General features: G+C 69.5%; 12 protein-coding genes. 9 read left to right on the top strand and 3 right to left on the bottom strand.

The features are described 5' to 3' along the window. Window positions 1–29: 29 nt before the first annotated feature. A complete protein-coding gene (lysS, locus tag AAEX60_RS02420; protein WP_342100956.1) occupies window positions 30–1,502 on the bottom strand; it encodes a lysine--tRNA ligase in 1,473 nt (490 codons plus the stop codon). Between the two features lie 191 nt (window positions 1,503–1,693). On the opposite strand from lysS, the gene AAEX60_RS02415 reads away from it, so the two are divergent. The 4 genes from AAEX60_RS02415 (at window position 1,694) to AAEX60_RS02400 (ending at window position 7,127) form a co-directional block, all read left to right on the top strand. Further along, window positions 1,694–2,107: a hypothetical protein gene (locus AAEX60_RS02415; RefSeq protein WP_342100911.1), complete on the top strand. Its 414-nt coding sequence runs from the start codon at window positions 1,694–1,696 to the stop codon at window positions 2,105–2,107. 149 nt (window positions 2,108–2,256) lie between these two features. Next, window positions 2,257–3,336, top strand: coding sequence for an ABC transporter substrate-binding protein (locus tag AAEX60_RS02410; protein ID WP_342100908.1), 1,080 nt, complete (start codon window positions 2,257–2,259; stop codon window positions 3,334–3,336). 18 nt (window positions 3,337–3,354) lie between these two features. Next, entirely contained in the window at window positions 3,355–5,088 is a 1,734-nt protein-coding gene (locus tag AAEX60_RS02405) for an ABC transporter ATP-binding protein (protein WP_342100906.1), read from the top strand. Continuing rightward, window positions 5,085–7,127 (top strand): ABC transporter ATP-binding protein, encoded by a 2,043-nt coding sequence (locus AAEX60_RS02400; protein WP_342100904.1) that lies wholly within the window; start codon window positions 5,085–5,087, stop codon window positions 7,125–7,127. The genes AAEX60_RS02405 and AAEX60_RS02400 overlap by 4 nt, the downstream gene beginning before the upstream one ends. Window positions 7,128–7,136: 9 nt before the next feature. Here the strand turns inward: AAEX60_RS02400 and AAEX60_RS02395 are convergent, their stop codons facing one another. After that, window positions 7,137–7,781 (bottom strand): glycoside hydrolase family 19 protein, encoded by a 645-nt coding sequence (locus AAEX60_RS02395; RefSeq protein WP_342100902.1) that lies wholly within the window; start codon window positions 7,779–7,781, stop codon window positions 7,137–7,139. A 117-nt stretch (window positions 7,782–7,898) separates the two neighbouring features. Here AAEX60_RS02395 and AAEX60_RS02390 point away from each other — a divergent pair, with 117 nt between their 5' ends. Next, on the top strand, window positions 7,899–8,411 hold the full coding sequence (locus AAEX60_RS02390) for a flavin reductase family protein (RefSeq protein WP_342100901.1): 513 nt from the start codon (window positions 7,899–7,901) through the stop codon (window positions 8,409–8,411). Window position 8,412: 1 nt separating this feature from the next. Here the strand turns inward: AAEX60_RS02390 and AAEX60_RS02385 are convergent, their stop codons facing one another. Then, window positions 8,413–8,760 (bottom strand): BlaI/MecI/CopY family transcriptional regulator, encoded by a 348-nt coding sequence (locus tag AAEX60_RS02385; protein WP_342100900.1) that lies wholly within the window; start codon window positions 8,758–8,760, stop codon window positions 8,413–8,415. A 57-nt stretch (window positions 8,761–8,817) separates the two neighbouring features. Here AAEX60_RS02385 and AAEX60_RS02380 point away from each other — a divergent pair, with 57 nt between their 5' ends. The 4 genes from AAEX60_RS02380 (at window position 8,818) to cydC (ending at window position 14,640) form a co-directional block, all read left to right on the top strand. Next, window positions 8,818–10,350 carry a cytochrome ubiquinol oxidase subunit I gene (locus AAEX60_RS02380; RefSeq protein ID WP_342100898.1) on the top strand — a complete coding sequence of 511 codons (1,533 nt, stop codon included), beginning with the start codon at window positions 8,818–8,820 and terminating at the stop codon, window positions 10,348–10,350. A gap of 16 nt (window positions 10,351–10,366) precedes the next feature. After that, complete coding sequence (gene cydB, locus AAEX60_RS02375) at window positions 10,367–11,422, top strand: cytochrome d ubiquinol oxidase subunit II (protein WP_342100896.1); 1,056 nt, start codon at window positions 10,367–10,369, stop codon at window positions 11,420–11,422. 81 nt (window positions 11,423–11,503) lie between these two features. Beyond that, window positions 11,504–13,033 carry a thiol reductant ABC exporter subunit CydD gene (gene cydD / locus AAEX60_RS02370; protein WP_446721236.1) on the top strand — a complete coding sequence of 510 codons (1,530 nt, stop codon included), beginning with the start codon at window positions 11,504–11,506 and terminating at the stop codon, window positions 13,031–13,033. Then, window positions 13,030–14,640 (top strand): thiol reductant ABC exporter subunit CydC, encoded by a 1,611-nt coding sequence (gene cydC, locus AAEX60_RS02365; protein ID WP_342100894.1) that lies wholly within the window; start codon window positions 13,030–13,032, stop codon window positions 14,638–14,640. The genes cydD and cydC overlap by 4 nt, the downstream gene beginning before the upstream one ends. Window positions 14,641–14,723 lie beyond the last annotated feature (83 nt).

Here is a 14,723-nt window from a genome sequence, read left to right as displayed (position 1 = left end):
TACGCCTCCGCTCGCACGACTCCCCAGGCTCAGCCCTGCGGCTTCAGCAGCGGAAAGAGGATGGTCTCCCGGATCCCGGCATTGGTGAACAGCATCACCAGCCGGTCGATCCCCAGGCCCAGGCCGCCCATCGGCGGGCAACCGAACTCCAGGGCATTGAGGAAGTCCTCGTCCAGCTGCATCGCCTCGGGGTCTCCGGCCGCGGCGGCCAGTGACTGCGCGGTGAGCACCTCCCGCTGCACCACGGGGTCCACCAGCTCGGTGAAGCCGGTCCCCCGCTCCATGCCGCCGATGATCAGGTCCCAGGCCTCCACCAGGCCGGGCTCGCTGCGGTGCGGACGGGCCAGCGGCTGGGCGATGGCCGGGTAGTCGCAGACGAAGGTGGGGTTGATGAGCGTCGGCTCCACCACCTCACCGAAGAGCTCCATCGCGAGCTTGCCGGGAGCCCACTTCGGGTCGTGATCGATCTCCCGCTCCTCCAACAGCTGGATCAGCCGCTCCGCCGGGGTCTCGACGGTGATCGTCTCCCCCAGCGCCTCGGACAGTCCCGGGTAGAAGCTCAGCCAGCGCCACTCGCCGTCCAGGTCGATGGTGCCCTTGTCGGTCTCGATCTGGTGGATACCGGTGGCCTCGGCGGCGGCCATGATGACGTCCTTGATGACGTCGGCGATGGTGAACTGGTCTCCCCAGCTCATGTACGCCTCCAGCATGCTGAACTCGGCCGAGTGCGAGGAGTCGATCCCCTCATTGCGGAAGATCCGGCCCATCTCGTAGACCCGGTCCGCGCCGCCCACCATGGCGCGCTTGAGGTAGAGCTCCAGCGCGATCCGCAGCGTCATGTCGATGTCGAAGGCATTGAGGTGGGTGTTGAACGGACGGGCCGCCGCGCCGCCGTGCACCAGCTGCAGGGTCGGGGTCTCGATCTCCAGGAAGCCCTGCCCGTCCAGGGTGCTCCGGATGGCCTGGTAGATGGCGGCCCGGGTGCGCACCATGTCCCGCGCCTCCTGGCGCACCACCAGGTCGGCATAGCGCTGCCGGACCCGGGCCTCCTCGGACAGCTCCTTGTGCAGGGTGGGCAGCGGACGCAGCGCCTTGGCGGCCATCCGCCACTCGGCGGCCATCACGGACAGCTCACCGCGCCGGGAACGCTCGATCCGGCCGCGGACCCAGACAAAGTCCCCCAGGTCGACGTCGCTCTTCCAGGCGACCAGCGCCTCCTCCCCAACCTCCGCCAGGCTGAGCATCACCTGTAGACGCTCGCCGGAGTTGTCGTGGGTGAAACCGTCCTGCAGGGTGGCGAAGGCCAGCTTGCCGGTGTTGCGGATGAAGACCACCCGGCCGCCAATGGTGACCTCGGTCTCGTGGTCCGCATCGCCGGGCTCGGGCAGCTTCTGCTCCCATTCGCGCACCTCGGCCAGGGTGTGACTACGGCGGAGGTCGGCCGGGTAGGCCTGGTGCCCGGCGGCCAGGATGCGCTCCCGCTTGTCCCGCCGGACCTGCACCTGCTCGGAGACGGAGGGGCCCTCGACGGCGGGGCTGGCGGATTGGGGCTGGTTGTTCTGGCTCACCGGCACAGCCTATCCGCCCGCCCCGACATTCCGCGAAGCGCGTAAAGACTGTCCGGGCCCGCGCCGGCTCTCCTAGCGTGGAGGGAGCTCCACGCTTCACCAGCCATCTGCCAGGAGGAAGAACCATGAGCGACAACAACAGCTTCGCGCCCGACGCGGACCAGGATCCGACCCCGGAGACTGCCCCCAACCTGGACGCCCAGCCCACCGGCGACGACATCGCGCCCGACCCGATCGAGTCGGTCGGCGAGCCGCGGCAGGACGACAGCCAGGCCGACCGCGTCCGCGACGCCGCGGTGACCGTCGAAGCCCGGGAGAGCGCCAGCGACTTCGGGCGCGACGAGCCGGGCCAGAGCGAGCCGGTCACCGACACCGCGCAGATCCCGATCAACCCCTACCAGCAGCGCGAGGGCGGCGAGGTCGAGCTGGGTGAGGGCGAGTTCGAGGTCCGCGGGGACCACGGCCGCGATTCTGACGGCAACCACTTGGGCACTGAGGACGGTGCTGTCCAGACCGGTCTTGACCGGCAGCAGTACTGAGCCACCCACCCCACACTCACCATCCCGCCGCCAGGGAGGCCCCCTTCGGGCCCCCTTGGCGGCGGTCTGCGTGTGACCTGGAATCCGGTAGCCTGCGGGTACCCCCGAATCGAGCTCGTATCCGCGTCCGTGCCCACCGAAAGAACCAGATGCTCCGCTCCGTTCGACTCCTCACCGCGCTCGGCCTCACCGGCGGTCTCGCCCTGGCCGGTTGCTCCTCCGACGCCACCCGGCTGCCAACCAATTCCTCGACCGGGCTTCCGGATACCGTCAATGCCTCGACGCCGCAGGCCAAGACCCGCTACCCGGCCACCGTCACCTTCTGCGGGCTTCCGCTGCGGGTCACCAAGCCCCCGCAGCGCACCGTTGCCCTGGATCAGGCCTCGGCGGAGCTGCTGCTCACCCTGGGTCTGGCAGACCGGATGGTCGGCACCGGCGGGTGGACCGACACTGTGCTGTCCCCCGTCGCCAAGGACAACCAGTCCGTGCCGCGGCTGAGCCGGGAGACGCCGACCATGAGCGCCGTGCTGGCCAAGAAGCCGGACCTGGTCACCGCCTCCTTCGCGGAGAGCCTGAGCGCGGAGACCGGCGGCACCCTGCGGCAGTACGCCGCCAAGAAGGTGCCGGTCTACCTCTCCTCCACCGGCTGCCAGGGCGGGCAGAATCCCAATGGCGAATCGGCGTCGGGCCCCCGGAAGACCAAATTCCAGATGAAGGAGGTCTACCAGGAGGTCAATGACCTGGCCACCATCCATGGTGTGCCGCAGCGGGGCACCGAGTTGGTGGCCGACCTGACCAAGCGACTGGACTCGGTGGTCAAGGCCGACGCCAGCAAGAAGCCCACGGTGCTGTTCTGGTTCTCCGGCAGCGACGAGCCCCGGGTGGCGGGTGGCACCGGGCCCGCCCAGTTCGTCAGCGACCACCTGGGCCTGACCAATGTCTACGGCGACCGCAAGGAGCAGTGGGTCACGGCCAGCTGGGAGGAGATCGCCAAGAAGAACCCGGACGTGATCGTGATCGCCAGCCTGGACCGCAAGGGTGAGCCGGAGGAGTTCGCACCCGGCAAGATCTCGACCCTGATGAAGAACTCCTCCACCGCCAGGATGAAGGCGGTCACCCAGGAGCAGTTCGTCACGGTGCAGGGGGCCGACCTCACCCCGTCGATCCGCACGGTGGACCTGGCGGAGAAGATCTCGGTGGGTCTCTACGGCATGGGGCTGGTGAAGTAGCGCGTACCCTTGGCGGTTGTGCTGATCAAACTCATCAACCGCTACATCAAGCCCTACTGGGGCTTGATCGCGGTGGTGCTGGTGCTGCAACTCGTCGCCACCATTGCCTCGCTGTACCTGCCCAACCTGAACGCCAGGATCATCGACCAGGGCGTGGCCCGCGGCGACACCCACTACATCTGGGTGCATGGTGTCTGGATGCTGGGCGTGAGCCTGGCCCAGGTGCTGGCCCAGGTGGCCGCCACCTGGTTCGGGGCCCGTGCCGCCATGCAGTTCGGCCGCGATGTGCGCGACGCCGTCTTCCACCGCGTCCTGGGCTTCAGCTCCCGCGAGCTCAACCAGTTCGGCGCCCCGTCGTTGATCACCCGCACCACCAATGACGTGCAGCAGGTGCAGCAGCTGGTGCTGATGACCTGCGTGATGATGATCAGCGCCCCGATCACCATGGTCGGCGGTGTCTTCATGGCGGTCCGGGAGGATCCCGGGATGAGCTGGCTGATCGTGGCCGCCGTGCTGGCCCTGGGCGCCGGGGTCAGCCTGCTGATCTGGCGGGTCACCCCGCTGTTCGGCATCCAGCAGCGGCGGATCGACGACCTGAACCGGGTCTTGCGGGAGCAGATCACCGGCATCCGGGTGGTGCGCGCCTTCGTCCGCGAGCCGCACGAGGCGGCCCGGTTCGAGCGCACCAACGCCCAGCTGACCAGCACCACCACCAGCCTGGGCCGGCACATGGCCGTCATGTTCCCGTTCGTGATGCTGATCATGAACCTGGGCTCGGTGGGCGTGATGTGGTTCGGCGGGCACCGGATTGCCGACGGGCACATCCAGGTGGGCCAGCTGACCGCCTTCCTCACCTACCTGATGCAGATCCTGATGAGCGTGATGATGGCCACCATGATGCTGGTCTTCGCGCCCCGCGCGGCCGTCTGCGCCGGCCGGATCATGGAGGTGCTGACCACCGAGAGCACCGTCGTGCCCCCGGCCAACGGCATCACCCAGCTGGCCGGCCGCGGCGTGCTGGAGATGCGCGACGTGGAGTTCACCTACCCCGGGGCCGAGGCCCCGGTGCTGAGCCAGATCGGCTTCGCCCTGGCCCCCGGCCGCACCACCGCCGTCATCGGCTCCACCGGCTCCGGCAAGTCCACCCTGGTCAACCTGATCCCCCGGCTCTTCGACGCCACCGGCGGCCAGGTGCTGGTGGACGGCGTCGACGTCAGGGAGCTGGACCCGGACACCCTGTGGGCCCGGATCGGCCTGGTGCCGCAGAAGCCCTACCTGTTCAGCGGCACCGTCGCCTCCAACCTGCGCTACGGCAAGCCCGACGCCACCGACGAGGAACTCTGGCAGGCTCTGGAGACCGCCCAGGCCGCGGACTTCGTGCGGCAGATGGACGGCCAGCTGGCGGCCCCGATCAGCCAGGGCGGCACCAATGTCTCCGGCGGCCAGCGGCAGCGCCTCTCGATTGCCCGGGCGCTGGTCAAGGAGCCCGGAATCTATGTCTTCGACGACTCCTTCAGCGCCCTGGACGTCGCCACCGACGCCCGGCTGCGGGCCGCGCTGGCCAGCAGAACCCGGGAGGCGGCGGTGCTGATCGTCGCCCAGCGGGTCAGCACCATCCGCGAGGCGGACCAGATCCTGGTGCTGGAGGACGGCCGGATCGTCGGCCGCGGCACCCACGACGAGCTCCTGGCGAGCTGCCCCACCTATGGCGAGATCGTCGACTCCCAGCTGAGCGCCGAGGAGGCAGCATGAGCAAGCGCGCGCAGGTCGACGCACCCGAAGACGACGAGACCCTGAACGCGGACCAGCAAGCGGCCCTGGCTGTGGACAACCAGGCCGCCCCCCAGCGCCCCAAACACGGCGGCCGCGCGCAGGGGCCGATGGGAATGCAGATCGGCGGGGAGAAGCCGGTCAACTTCGGTGTCTCCCTGAAGCGCCTGCTGGGCCACCTGCGTCCCGAGCGCACACTGATCGGCTTGACCGTGCTGATGGCTGCCGTCGGCGTGCTGGCCAATGTGGTGGGCCCCAAGATCCTGGGCCGGGCCACCGACGTGATCTTCGCCGGCGTGCTGGGCAAGGCGCTGGGTGCGCAGGCCCCGGCCGGCACCCCGATCGGCGTGATTGTGGAGAAGATGCGCGCCGCCGGCCAGGGTGACATGGCGGACATGGTGCAGACGATGAACGTGGTGGTGGGCCAGGGGATCGACTACGACCGGCTGGGCCGAATCCTGCTGTTGGCGCTGGGTTTGTTCGTCGCGGCCTCCCTGCTGGGCTTCCTGCAGGGCTGGCTGCTCAATGGCGCGGTGCAGCGCTCGATCTACCGCATGCGCCAGGAGGTCAGCGCCAAGCTGGACCGGCTGCCGCTGAGCTACTTCGACAAGCAGCCCCGTGGCGAGCTGCTCAGCCGGGTCACCAATGACATCGACAATGTCTCCCAGACCCTGCAGCAGACCCTCTCCCAGTTGCTGAACGCGCTGCTCACCCTGGTGGGTGTGCTGGTGATGATGTTCTGGGTGAGCTGGCAGCTGGCCCTGGTCACGCTGCTGATCATCCCGATCTCCGGGGTGCTGGCCGGCGTGATCGGCAAGCGCTCACAGAAGCTCTTCGCCCAGATGTGGAAGTCCACCGGCGAACTGAACGGCCACATCGAGGAGGCCTACTCCGGGCATGCCCTGGTCAAGACCTTCGGCCGCCAGAAGGAGGTGGAGGCGGTCTTCGCGCAGCACAACGACGGCCTGTTCCGCAGCGCCTTCGGGGCCCAGTTCATCAGCGGCATCATCATGCCGGTGATGTTCTTCGTCGGGAACCTGAACTACGTGGCCATCGCCGTGATCGGCGGGTTGAAGGTGGCCTCGGGCTCCATGCGGCTGGGTGACGTCACCGCCTTCATCCAGTACTCCCGGATGTTCACCCAGCCGGTCACCCAGGTGGCCAGCATGAGCAACCTACTGCAGTCCGGCGTCGCCTCCGCGGAGCGGGTCTTCCAGGTGCTGGACGCCCCGGAACAGTCCGCGGAGGCCAACGGCAGCCTGGTCACCCCCACCCAGGGCCGAGTGGTCTTCGACCACGTCGACTTCCGCTACCTGCCGGACCGGCCGTTGATCCAGGACCTCAACCTGGTGGCCGAGCCGGGCCAGACCGTGGCCATCGTCGGGCCGACGGGTGCCGGCAAGACCACCCTGGTGAACCTGCTGATGCGCTTCTACGAGCTGCAGGGCGGCCGGATCACCCTGGACGGGGTGGACATCTCCACCGTGCCTCGACGCGAGTTGCGCGACCGGATGGGCATGGTGCTGCAGGACACCTGGCTGTTCGGCGGCACTATCCGGGACAACATCGCCTATGGCCGCCCCGGCGCCTCCGAAGAGGAGATCGTCGAGGCCGCCACCGCCGCCTATGTGGACCGCTTCGTGCACTCGCTGCCCGACGGCTACGACACGATGATCGACGAGGAGGGGTCCAATGTCTCGGCGGGCGAGAAGCAGCTGATAACCATCGCCCGGGCCTTCCTCAGCGACCCGGCGATGCTGATCCTGGACGAGGCCACCAGCTCCGTCGACACCCGCACGGAGGTGCTGGTGCAGCACGCCATGACGGCGCTGCGAGCCAACCGCACCAGCTTCGTGATCGCCCACCGGCTGAGCACCATCCGCGACGCCGACCTGATCCTGGTGATGGCGGACGGTGCGATTGTGGAGCAGGGCAGCCACCACGAGCTGCTGGCGGCCCGAGGCCACTACCACGAGCTCTACCAGAGCCAGTTCGCGGCCCCGGCCGAGGACGCCACCTGACCGGGTGGGTCAGTGACGCGCGCAGACGGTCTGGCGGGGCGCGTTCTTGCCGCTGAGCACCTTGTAGGCCCGCTTGAAGTCCGCGCAGCGCTCGCGATCCTCGCGGGCGCTGTACGCGTAGCCGACGTTGCGGCTGATCCGGCCCATGTCGAACCGGTCTGCGGCGCGGTTGCTGCCGGGGCGCAGATCGGCCCAGTACCAGGTGGCGATCCGGGCGGAGTAGCGGGGCGAGGCGGCCGCGGCCGGGTTGCGGCTGAGGTTGACCCCGATCTCCCGACCGGCGGCGCGGTAGTTCCAGGCGCCGGTCAGCTGGATGTAGCCCCGGCCCTTGTACCGGCTCCGCACGCCCCGCTCATTGGCGGCTGGGTCCATCCGGCTCTCGTTGACCAAGGTGGACAGGAAGGCGGCCTGGCGCTGCGGGGTGGTGATCCCGGCCGCGCGCATCTCCCGATTGAGGCTGCCCAGATTCTGGGCGACGCGCGGGTGCTTGGAGACCCGGGAACCGAACATGGCCTTGAGCTGGGCGTGGGTGATGTCGGCGGGGGCCGCCTCGGCGGGGGCCTGGGCCGGCAACTGGAGGCCGGCAGCCAGGGTCAGGCTGGCCAGGAGGCCGACGGTGGAACGGAGCAGGACGGGGCGCTGGGCTGCGGTCACGGGGGGTGGTCTCTCTCGGGATGCGACAAATCGGTCCGGGGAAGGCGGCACCAGTCTTGCATGAGAAATGGATGAGAAACGAATTAAGGTTTGGCTCATGGAGAACGGGACCACCGGATGACCATCCACAGCCAGCATCCCTTTGACGACGGCAGACGCGAGGCCGCCCGCCAGCTCCGCGGCCGGCTGGGCTCGCGGGTCTGCCTGCTCACCGCGGGCGGGCCCGGCCAACGCGCCGGCTGGACGGTGAGCGCGGCGCTGATCGTCGACGGCGACCCGTGGCGGGTGCTGGCACTGGTGGATCCGGACAGTGACCTGTGCGAGCTGGCCGAGAGCACCACCCGCTGCGCCCTGCACCTGCTGAGCGACGGCCAGCAGTACCTGGCCGATGCCTTCGCCGGCCTGGCACCCGCCCCCGGCGGGCCCTTCCGGCTGGCCGACTGGGAACAGAGCACCCACGGGCCGCGGTTGGCCGGGGCCGAGAACTGGGCGCTGCTCACGCTGGAGTCGGCCGCCACCCTGGGCTGGTCCCGCCAACTGGTCTTCACCGTCGACGAGGCCCACGCCGGGGCAGACCCGGCACCACTGCACCATCTGCGGGGGCGCTACCGCAGCCTCCCGTCGGCCTGAGTCAGCCCAGGATGCGTCGCAGCTGGGCGCGCTGGGAATCGGTCAGGGCACCCGCGAAGCCGGCCAGGGCGTCGGCCTGCTCGTCGCGCGCGTCGGCCAGGGCCTCAACGAGGGCCGTGACTACCAGCTCGGCGCGGGTGCGGGCGGGGGTGTACAGCCAGGCCCGGCCCGACCTCTCCCGGTGCACGACGCCCTTTTTTGCCAACCGGTCAAGAACCGTCATCACGGTGGTGTAGGCCAAGGGTTTCTCGTTCAGCAAATTCTCATGGATCTCACGGACAGACGCGGGTTTCCCTTGCTGCCAAAGGTTCTCCATGATTCGGGTCTCGAGTTCGCCCAGAATGGCCATGGGGGCAGTCTAGAACCCGAATGGCCACCTACGACAACTGGTAGTAACCTCCGCCTCATGGACGCTCAGGTCATTGCCAGATGGCAATTCGGGATCACCACGGTCTACCACTTCCTGTTCGTGCCGCTGACCATTTCGCTGTCGATGCTGGTCGCGGTGCTCCAAACAATTTGGTATCGCACCGGGAATGACAACTTTCTCCGCTTGACGAAATTCTTCGGAAAGCTCTTCCTGATCAATTTTGCGGCCGGCGTGGTGACCGGCATCGTGCAGGAGTTCCAGTTCGGGATGAACTGGTCCGAATACTCCCGCTTCGTGGGCGACGTCTTCGGTGCGCCCCTGGCGCTGGAGGCCCTGCTGGCCTTCTTCCTGGAGTCCACCTTCCTTGGCCTGTGGATCTTCGGCTGGGACCGGCTGCCCAAGAAGATCCACCTGGCCTCGATCTACCTGGCCGCGATCGGCACCATGCTGAGCGCCGTGTTCATCCTGGCCGCCAACAGCTGGATGCAGAATCCTGTCGGGGCCGTCTACCGCAATGGCCGGGCCGAGCTGGTGGACTTCGGCGCCGTGCTGACCAACCCGGTCTTCCTGGTCACCTTCCCGCACCAGATCAGCGCCTCCTACATGGTGGGCGGCGGCCTGGTTGCGGGGCTGGGCGGCTGGCACCTGGCCCGGCTGCACAAGGCCCGTCGCAATGCCGCCGAGGGGCAGGACCTGCACTACACCGGCACCGTCGTGAAGGCTGAGCACATCGAACGCGACCTCACCACCTGGCGCTGGGCCACCAAGTTCGGCGCCCTGGTGCTGCTGGTGGCCTCGCTGGCCGTGATGGGCTCCGGGGACCTGCAGGGCAAGGTGATGACCACCGTCCAGCCGATGAAGATGGCCGCGGCCGAGGCCCATTACGAGACCGAGGACAGCCCGGACTTCTCCATCGTCACCGTCGGCTCCTTGGATGGCTCCAAGGAGGTCTGGTCCCTGAAGGTGCCCAAGCTGCTGGCCTTCCTGGCCCACGGCAACTTCGATTCCCAGGTGCAGGGCATCAATGACCTGAACGAGCAGTACGCCGCCAAGGGCTTCATCCGCGACGACGGCAGCCAGACCGAGCTGCAGAAGCAGTACGCCGAGGTGCTGAAGACCATGCCGGTCAACTCCGCGCCCAATGTGATGATGAGCTACTGGACCTTCCGGATCATGATGGGCCTGGGCTTCGCCGGGATGGGGATCTCGCTGTGGATCCTGTGGGCCCTGCGCAAGGGCCGCAACCCCCTGCCCAGCCCCTTGTGGACCACGGCCATGTGCGTGCTGCCCTTCCTGAGCGTCTTCGCCAACTCCTTCGGGTGGATCTTCACCGAGATGGGCCGCCAGCCGTGGATCGTGGCCGGCGTGCTGCCCACCTGGAGCGCGGTCTCCCCGTCGGTCAGCAAGGGCGAGGCGATCACCACCATGGTGCTGTTCACCCTGATCTACGGGATCCTGGCCGTCGTCGAGCTGGGGTTGATCCTGAAGTGGAACCGGGCCGGGCTGCCCGAGGTTGCCCCCGTCGAGCTGATCGAGGACGAGGACGCCCCCTTGTCCTTCGCGTACTGAGGAAAGTGATCCTGAGATGCTGACCCTGCTCCAGACCCAGCCGACCACGCTGCAGATGGTCTGGTTCTTCCTCTCGGCCGTGCTCTGGCTCGGCTACCTCTTCCTGGAGGGCTTCGACTACGGCGTCGCGATGCTCTTCCCGATCCTCGGCCGTGACCCCCAGGACCGACGGGTGATGATCAACACCATCGGGCCGGTCTGGGACGGCAATGAGGTGTGGCTGCTGACCGCCGGCGGTGCCATGTTCGCCGCCTTCCCCGGGTGGTACGCGTCGCTGTTCAGCGGCCTGTACCTGCCGCTCTTCCTGGTGTTGGCCGGCCTGATCATGCGCGGCGTCGCCTTCGAGTACCGGGCCAAGCGGGACAGCGCGCAGTGGAAGTCCGGCCTGGACTGGTGCGCCACCATCGGCTCCTTCCTGCCCTCGCTGGTCTTCGGCGTCGGCTTCGCCAACTTCGTCAAGGGCATCCGGGTGGGTTCGGACCAGCTGATCGCCCAGGGCTTCTGGAGCCTGTTCAGCCCCTTCGCCCTGCTGGGCGGCGTGCTGTTCGTGGTGCTCTTCCTGGCCCACGGCGCCGTCTTCATCGCCCTCAAGACCAAGGGCGAGATCCGCATCAAGGCCAATGCCTTCGCCCTGAAGGCGACCCTGGCCAGCGCCGTGCTGATGGCCGCCTTCGTGGTCTGGCAGAACGTGGCGTGGCCGGCCGGGGAGACCTCCTGGCTGGGCACCACTGCGACCGCGCTGTGCTGGGTCTTCGGGCTGATGGCCGCGGCCTACCTGGTGATTGCCTTCGTGATGGTCAAGAAGGAGCGTGATGGCTGGGCCTTCACCTTCACCGGCCTGGCGATCGCCTTCCTGGTGGTGGACATCTTCGCCAAGATGTACGGCAACCTGGGCTTCATCAGCCTGGATGCCGCCAAGCCGCTGGACATGACGACGGCCGCCAGCTCCCCCTACACGCTGAAGCTGATGACCATCGCTGCGGCCTGCGCCGTGCCCGTGGTGCTCGGCTACCAGGCCTGGAGCTACTGGGTCTTCCGCAAGCGGCTCAGCACCAAGAACCTGCCCGCCTAGGCTGGCGGCGTGGCAGGCCCCATCGACAGCCGCCTGGTGCGGCGAGGAAGGGCGACCAGGATCTTCCTGGTCGCCCTTGCCGTGGTGGGGCTGGTGCAGGCCGTCACCATCGTGGCGCAGGCCCGGCTGCTGGCCGACGCCATCTCCGCGGTCTTCGCCACCCATCGGCTGGACGGTCTGGGTGGGCCGCGGGGCTGGCTGGCGGCCCTGGCCGCGGTCTTCGTCGTCCGGGCCCTGCTGGGCTGGGCCTCGGAGAGCCTGGCCCACCACGCGTCGGCCCGGGTGAAGGCGGGGCTGCGCACGGACCTGGCACGCGCCCGGCTGGCCCGCCCGGCCGACCCCACGGTCAGCTCGTCGACGCTGGCCACGCTGGCCACCCAGGGCCTGGACGCCCTGGACGGCTACTACTCCAAGTACCTGCCCCAACTGGTGCTGGCGGTGGTGGTGCCGCTGGTGGTGGGCGGCGTGATTGCCACCCAGGACGTGGCCAGCGCGGTGATCATCGCCCTCACCCTGCCACTGATCCCGGTCTTCATGGCGCTGATCGGCTGGACCACCCAGCAGCAGGTGGCGCGACGCTGGCGGGTGCAGACCCGGCTGGCCAACCACTTCGCCGATCTGGTGACGGGCCTGGCCACCCTGCAGGTCTTCGGCCGGGCCAGTGGCCAGGCGGAGGGCCTGCGGATCACCGAGGGCCGCAACCGGGACGAGACCATGAAGACGCTGCGGGTCAGCTTCCTCAGTTCCTTTGCCCTGGAGCTGCTGGCCACCCTGAGCGTGGCGGTGGTGGCGGTCACGGTGGGCTTCCGGGTGGTCTTCGCGACGATGGACCTGCGCACCGCCCTGTTCGTGCTGATCCTGGCCCCGGAGGCCTACCTGCCACTGCGCCAGGTGGGCACCCACTACCACGACGCCACCGACGGGATGGCCGCCGCGAACCAGGCGCTGGAGTTCATCGCGGCGGCCCAGGACCCGACGGCCGAGCCCGTCGGGCCCCCGTCGGCCCGCCCGGGGATCGTGCTGGAACACATCACCCTGACCTGGCCGGGGGCACCCTGCCCGGTGCTGGACGACGTGAGCCTGGGCGTCGCCCCGGGGGAGGTCGTCGCGCTGCAGGGCCCCTCGGGCGGCGGCAAGTCCACGCTGCTGGCGGTGGTGATGGGTTTCGTGGCCCCGGACTCCGGCCGGGTGCTCGGGGCGCGGCGCCGGGACCTGGCCTGGGTGAGCCAGGATCCCGGGATGCCGGAGGAGTCCATCGCCGCCAACATCGCCATGGGCGCCGCCCGGGAGGTCTCCCGCGTGGAGCTTCGGGAGCTGCTGGACCTGGCCGGGGGCCCGGACCTGGAGCTGGACCGGCGGGTGGGCGACGACGCCGAGGGCCTCTCGGCCGGGGAACGACGCCGGGTGGCGATCGCCCGGGCCCTGCTGCGGTTGCGCGACGGGGCCTCGCTGCTGGTGATGGACGAGCCCACCGCCGGGTTGGATGCCGACGCCGAGGCCGCCGTGATCGACGCCGTGCGGGCCAGCGGCGCCGGCGCCCTGGTGGTGAGCCATCGGCCGGCCATGCTGGCGATGGCGGACCGGGTGGTCACGCTCGGGGGTGCCGCATGAGGTTGGTGCGCCAGATGCTCGACGTCGTGCCCCACGGCCGGTGGCGGTTCGCCCTGTCCCTGCTGCTGGCCACCCTCGCCTCGGGCGCCTCGGTGGCGCTGATGGGGGTCTCGGCATGGCTGCTCAGCCGGGCCGCGGAGCACCCGCCGGTGCTCTACCTGGAGGCGGCGGCCGTCGGGGTGCGCTTCTTCGGCATCCTGCGCGGCGTCGCCCGTTACGCCGAACGGCTGGTGGGCCATGGCCTGGCGCTGCGGATGCAGGGGGCCCTGCGGCTGCACGCCTACCGCCGGTTGAGCCGCACCACGCTGCTGGGCCGCAGCCGGGGTGACCTGCTGACCCGGCTGGTGGCCGACGTGGAGGCGATCCAGGACGTGGTGGTCCGGGTGGCCATCCCATTGTGCTCGGCCAGCATCGTGATGCTGGGCACCTCGGTGATGCTGGCCCTCTTCAGCCCCGGGGCGGCCGCGGTGCTGCTGACCAGCGCCCTGCTGGCTGGGATCGGCCTGCCCTGGGTGGCGCAGCGGCTCAGCCGCGCCGCGGACGCCGAGGCGGTCACCGCCCGCGCCGAGCTCGCCGTCGCCATGGACCGGCTCTCCCACCATGCGATGGACCTGGTGGCCTGCGGACGGCAGGAGCAGGCGTTGGCCCGCCAGGCCGCCGTGCAGCGGCGCCTGGAGCGGGCGGACCGGCGCGCGGCGTGGACCCGCGGCGTCGCCACCGCCGGGCAGCTGCTGGCCGCCGGCGTGGCCGTGCTGGGCGCGCTGTGGATCGGCGCCCACGCGGTGGCCGACGGGCGGCTGCTGGGCCGGGACCTGGCCGTGCTGGCGCTCACCCCGCTGGCGCTGCACGAGGTGCTGACCAGCTTCACCAGGGCCGCCCAGACCTGGACCCGTGCCCGCACCAGCCTGGGCCGGGTGGCCGAGCTGCTGCACCAGCCGCCGGTGGGCCGGGGTGACCGGCCCCCCGCCACCCGGACCGAGGATCCCGGCCTGACGCTGACCGGGGTGACCGTCGGCTGGCCCGGCGGTGAGGCCCTGGTCAGCGATCTGGACCTGACGGTGCGTCCGGGTGACCGGTTGGCCGTGACCGGCCCCTCCGGGGTGGGCAAGACCACCCTGGCCGCCACCGTGATGGGGCTGATCCCGCCGCTGGCCGGCCAGGTGTCCAGCAGCGGCCCGGTGGCCTACCTGGCGCAGGATGCCCACATCTTCGCCACCACCGTGGCGGAGAATGTCCGGATCGGCAACAAGGAGGCCAGCGACGAGCAGGTGGCCGACGCCCTGCGTCGGGCCGGTCTGGAGATGGACCCCACGCGAGTGGTGGGCGAGCGGGGCGCCACCCTCAGCGGCGGCGAGATCCGGCGCATCGCGCTGGCCCGGGTGCTGGTGGCCGACGACACCCAGGTGCTGGTGCTGGACGAGCCCACCGAACACCTTGATCGTGAAACTGCAGATGCCCTGATGGCCGACCTGTGGCGCACCTGCGGAAATTCACCGATTCTGGTGGTGACCCATGACCCCGCGGTTGTCTCGTCCTGCAACAAGATCCTGCATCTCCGCCGAGGCGGCGGCCCCGCTCAGATCGAGGTCACCCCCGGGATGATCTGACGGGTGACATGGCCCATGCCCCCGACTAGCCTGATTTCACCATCGGGTCAGCAGAACTGACCATTGCGGTGGCTCTTTTCTTC

It is taken from the genome of Luteococcus sp. H101 (genome assembly GCF_038433155.1).
Lineage (GTDB): Bacteria > Actinomycetota > Actinomycetes > Propionibacteriales > Propionibacteriaceae > Luteococcus.
The sequence above is the reverse complement of the archived record's forward strand: the minus strand, read 5'-3'. Positions and strand labels throughout refer to the sequence as shown.

Excerpts from the sequence above, each read along its gene's own strand:
- AAEX60_RS02415 (WP_342100911.1), top strand. The coding sequence starts at position 1,694 with ATGAGCGACAACAACAGCTTCGCGCCCGACGCGGACCAGGATCCGACC.
- AAEX60_RS02410 (WP_342100908.1), top strand. The coding sequence starts at position 2,257 with ATGCTCCGCTCCGTTCGACTCCTCACCGCGCTCGGCCTCACCGGCGGT.
- AAEX60_RS02400 (WP_342100904.1), top strand. The coding sequence starts at position 5,085 with ATGAGCAAGCGCGCGCAGGTCGACGCACCCGAAGACGACGAGACCCTG.
- AAEX60_RS02390 (WP_342100901.1), top strand. The coding sequence starts at position 7,899 with ATGACCATCCACAGCCAGCATCCCTTTGACGACGGCAGACGCGAGGCC.
- AAEX60_RS02385 (WP_342100900.1), bottom strand. The coding sequence starts at position 8,760 with ATGGCCATTCTGGGCGAACTCGAGACCCGAATCATGGAGAACCTTTGG.
- AAEX60_RS02380 (WP_342100898.1), top strand. The coding sequence starts at position 8,818 with ATGGACGCTCAGGTCATTGCCAGATGGCAATTCGGGATCACCACGGTC.
- cydB (WP_342100896.1), top strand. The coding sequence starts at position 10,367 with ATGCTGACCCTGCTCCAGACCCAGCCGACCACGCTGCAGATGGTCTGG.
- cydC (WP_342100894.1), top strand. The coding sequence starts at position 13,030 with ATGAGGTTGGTGCGCCAGATGCTCGACGTCGTGCCCCACGGCCGGTGG.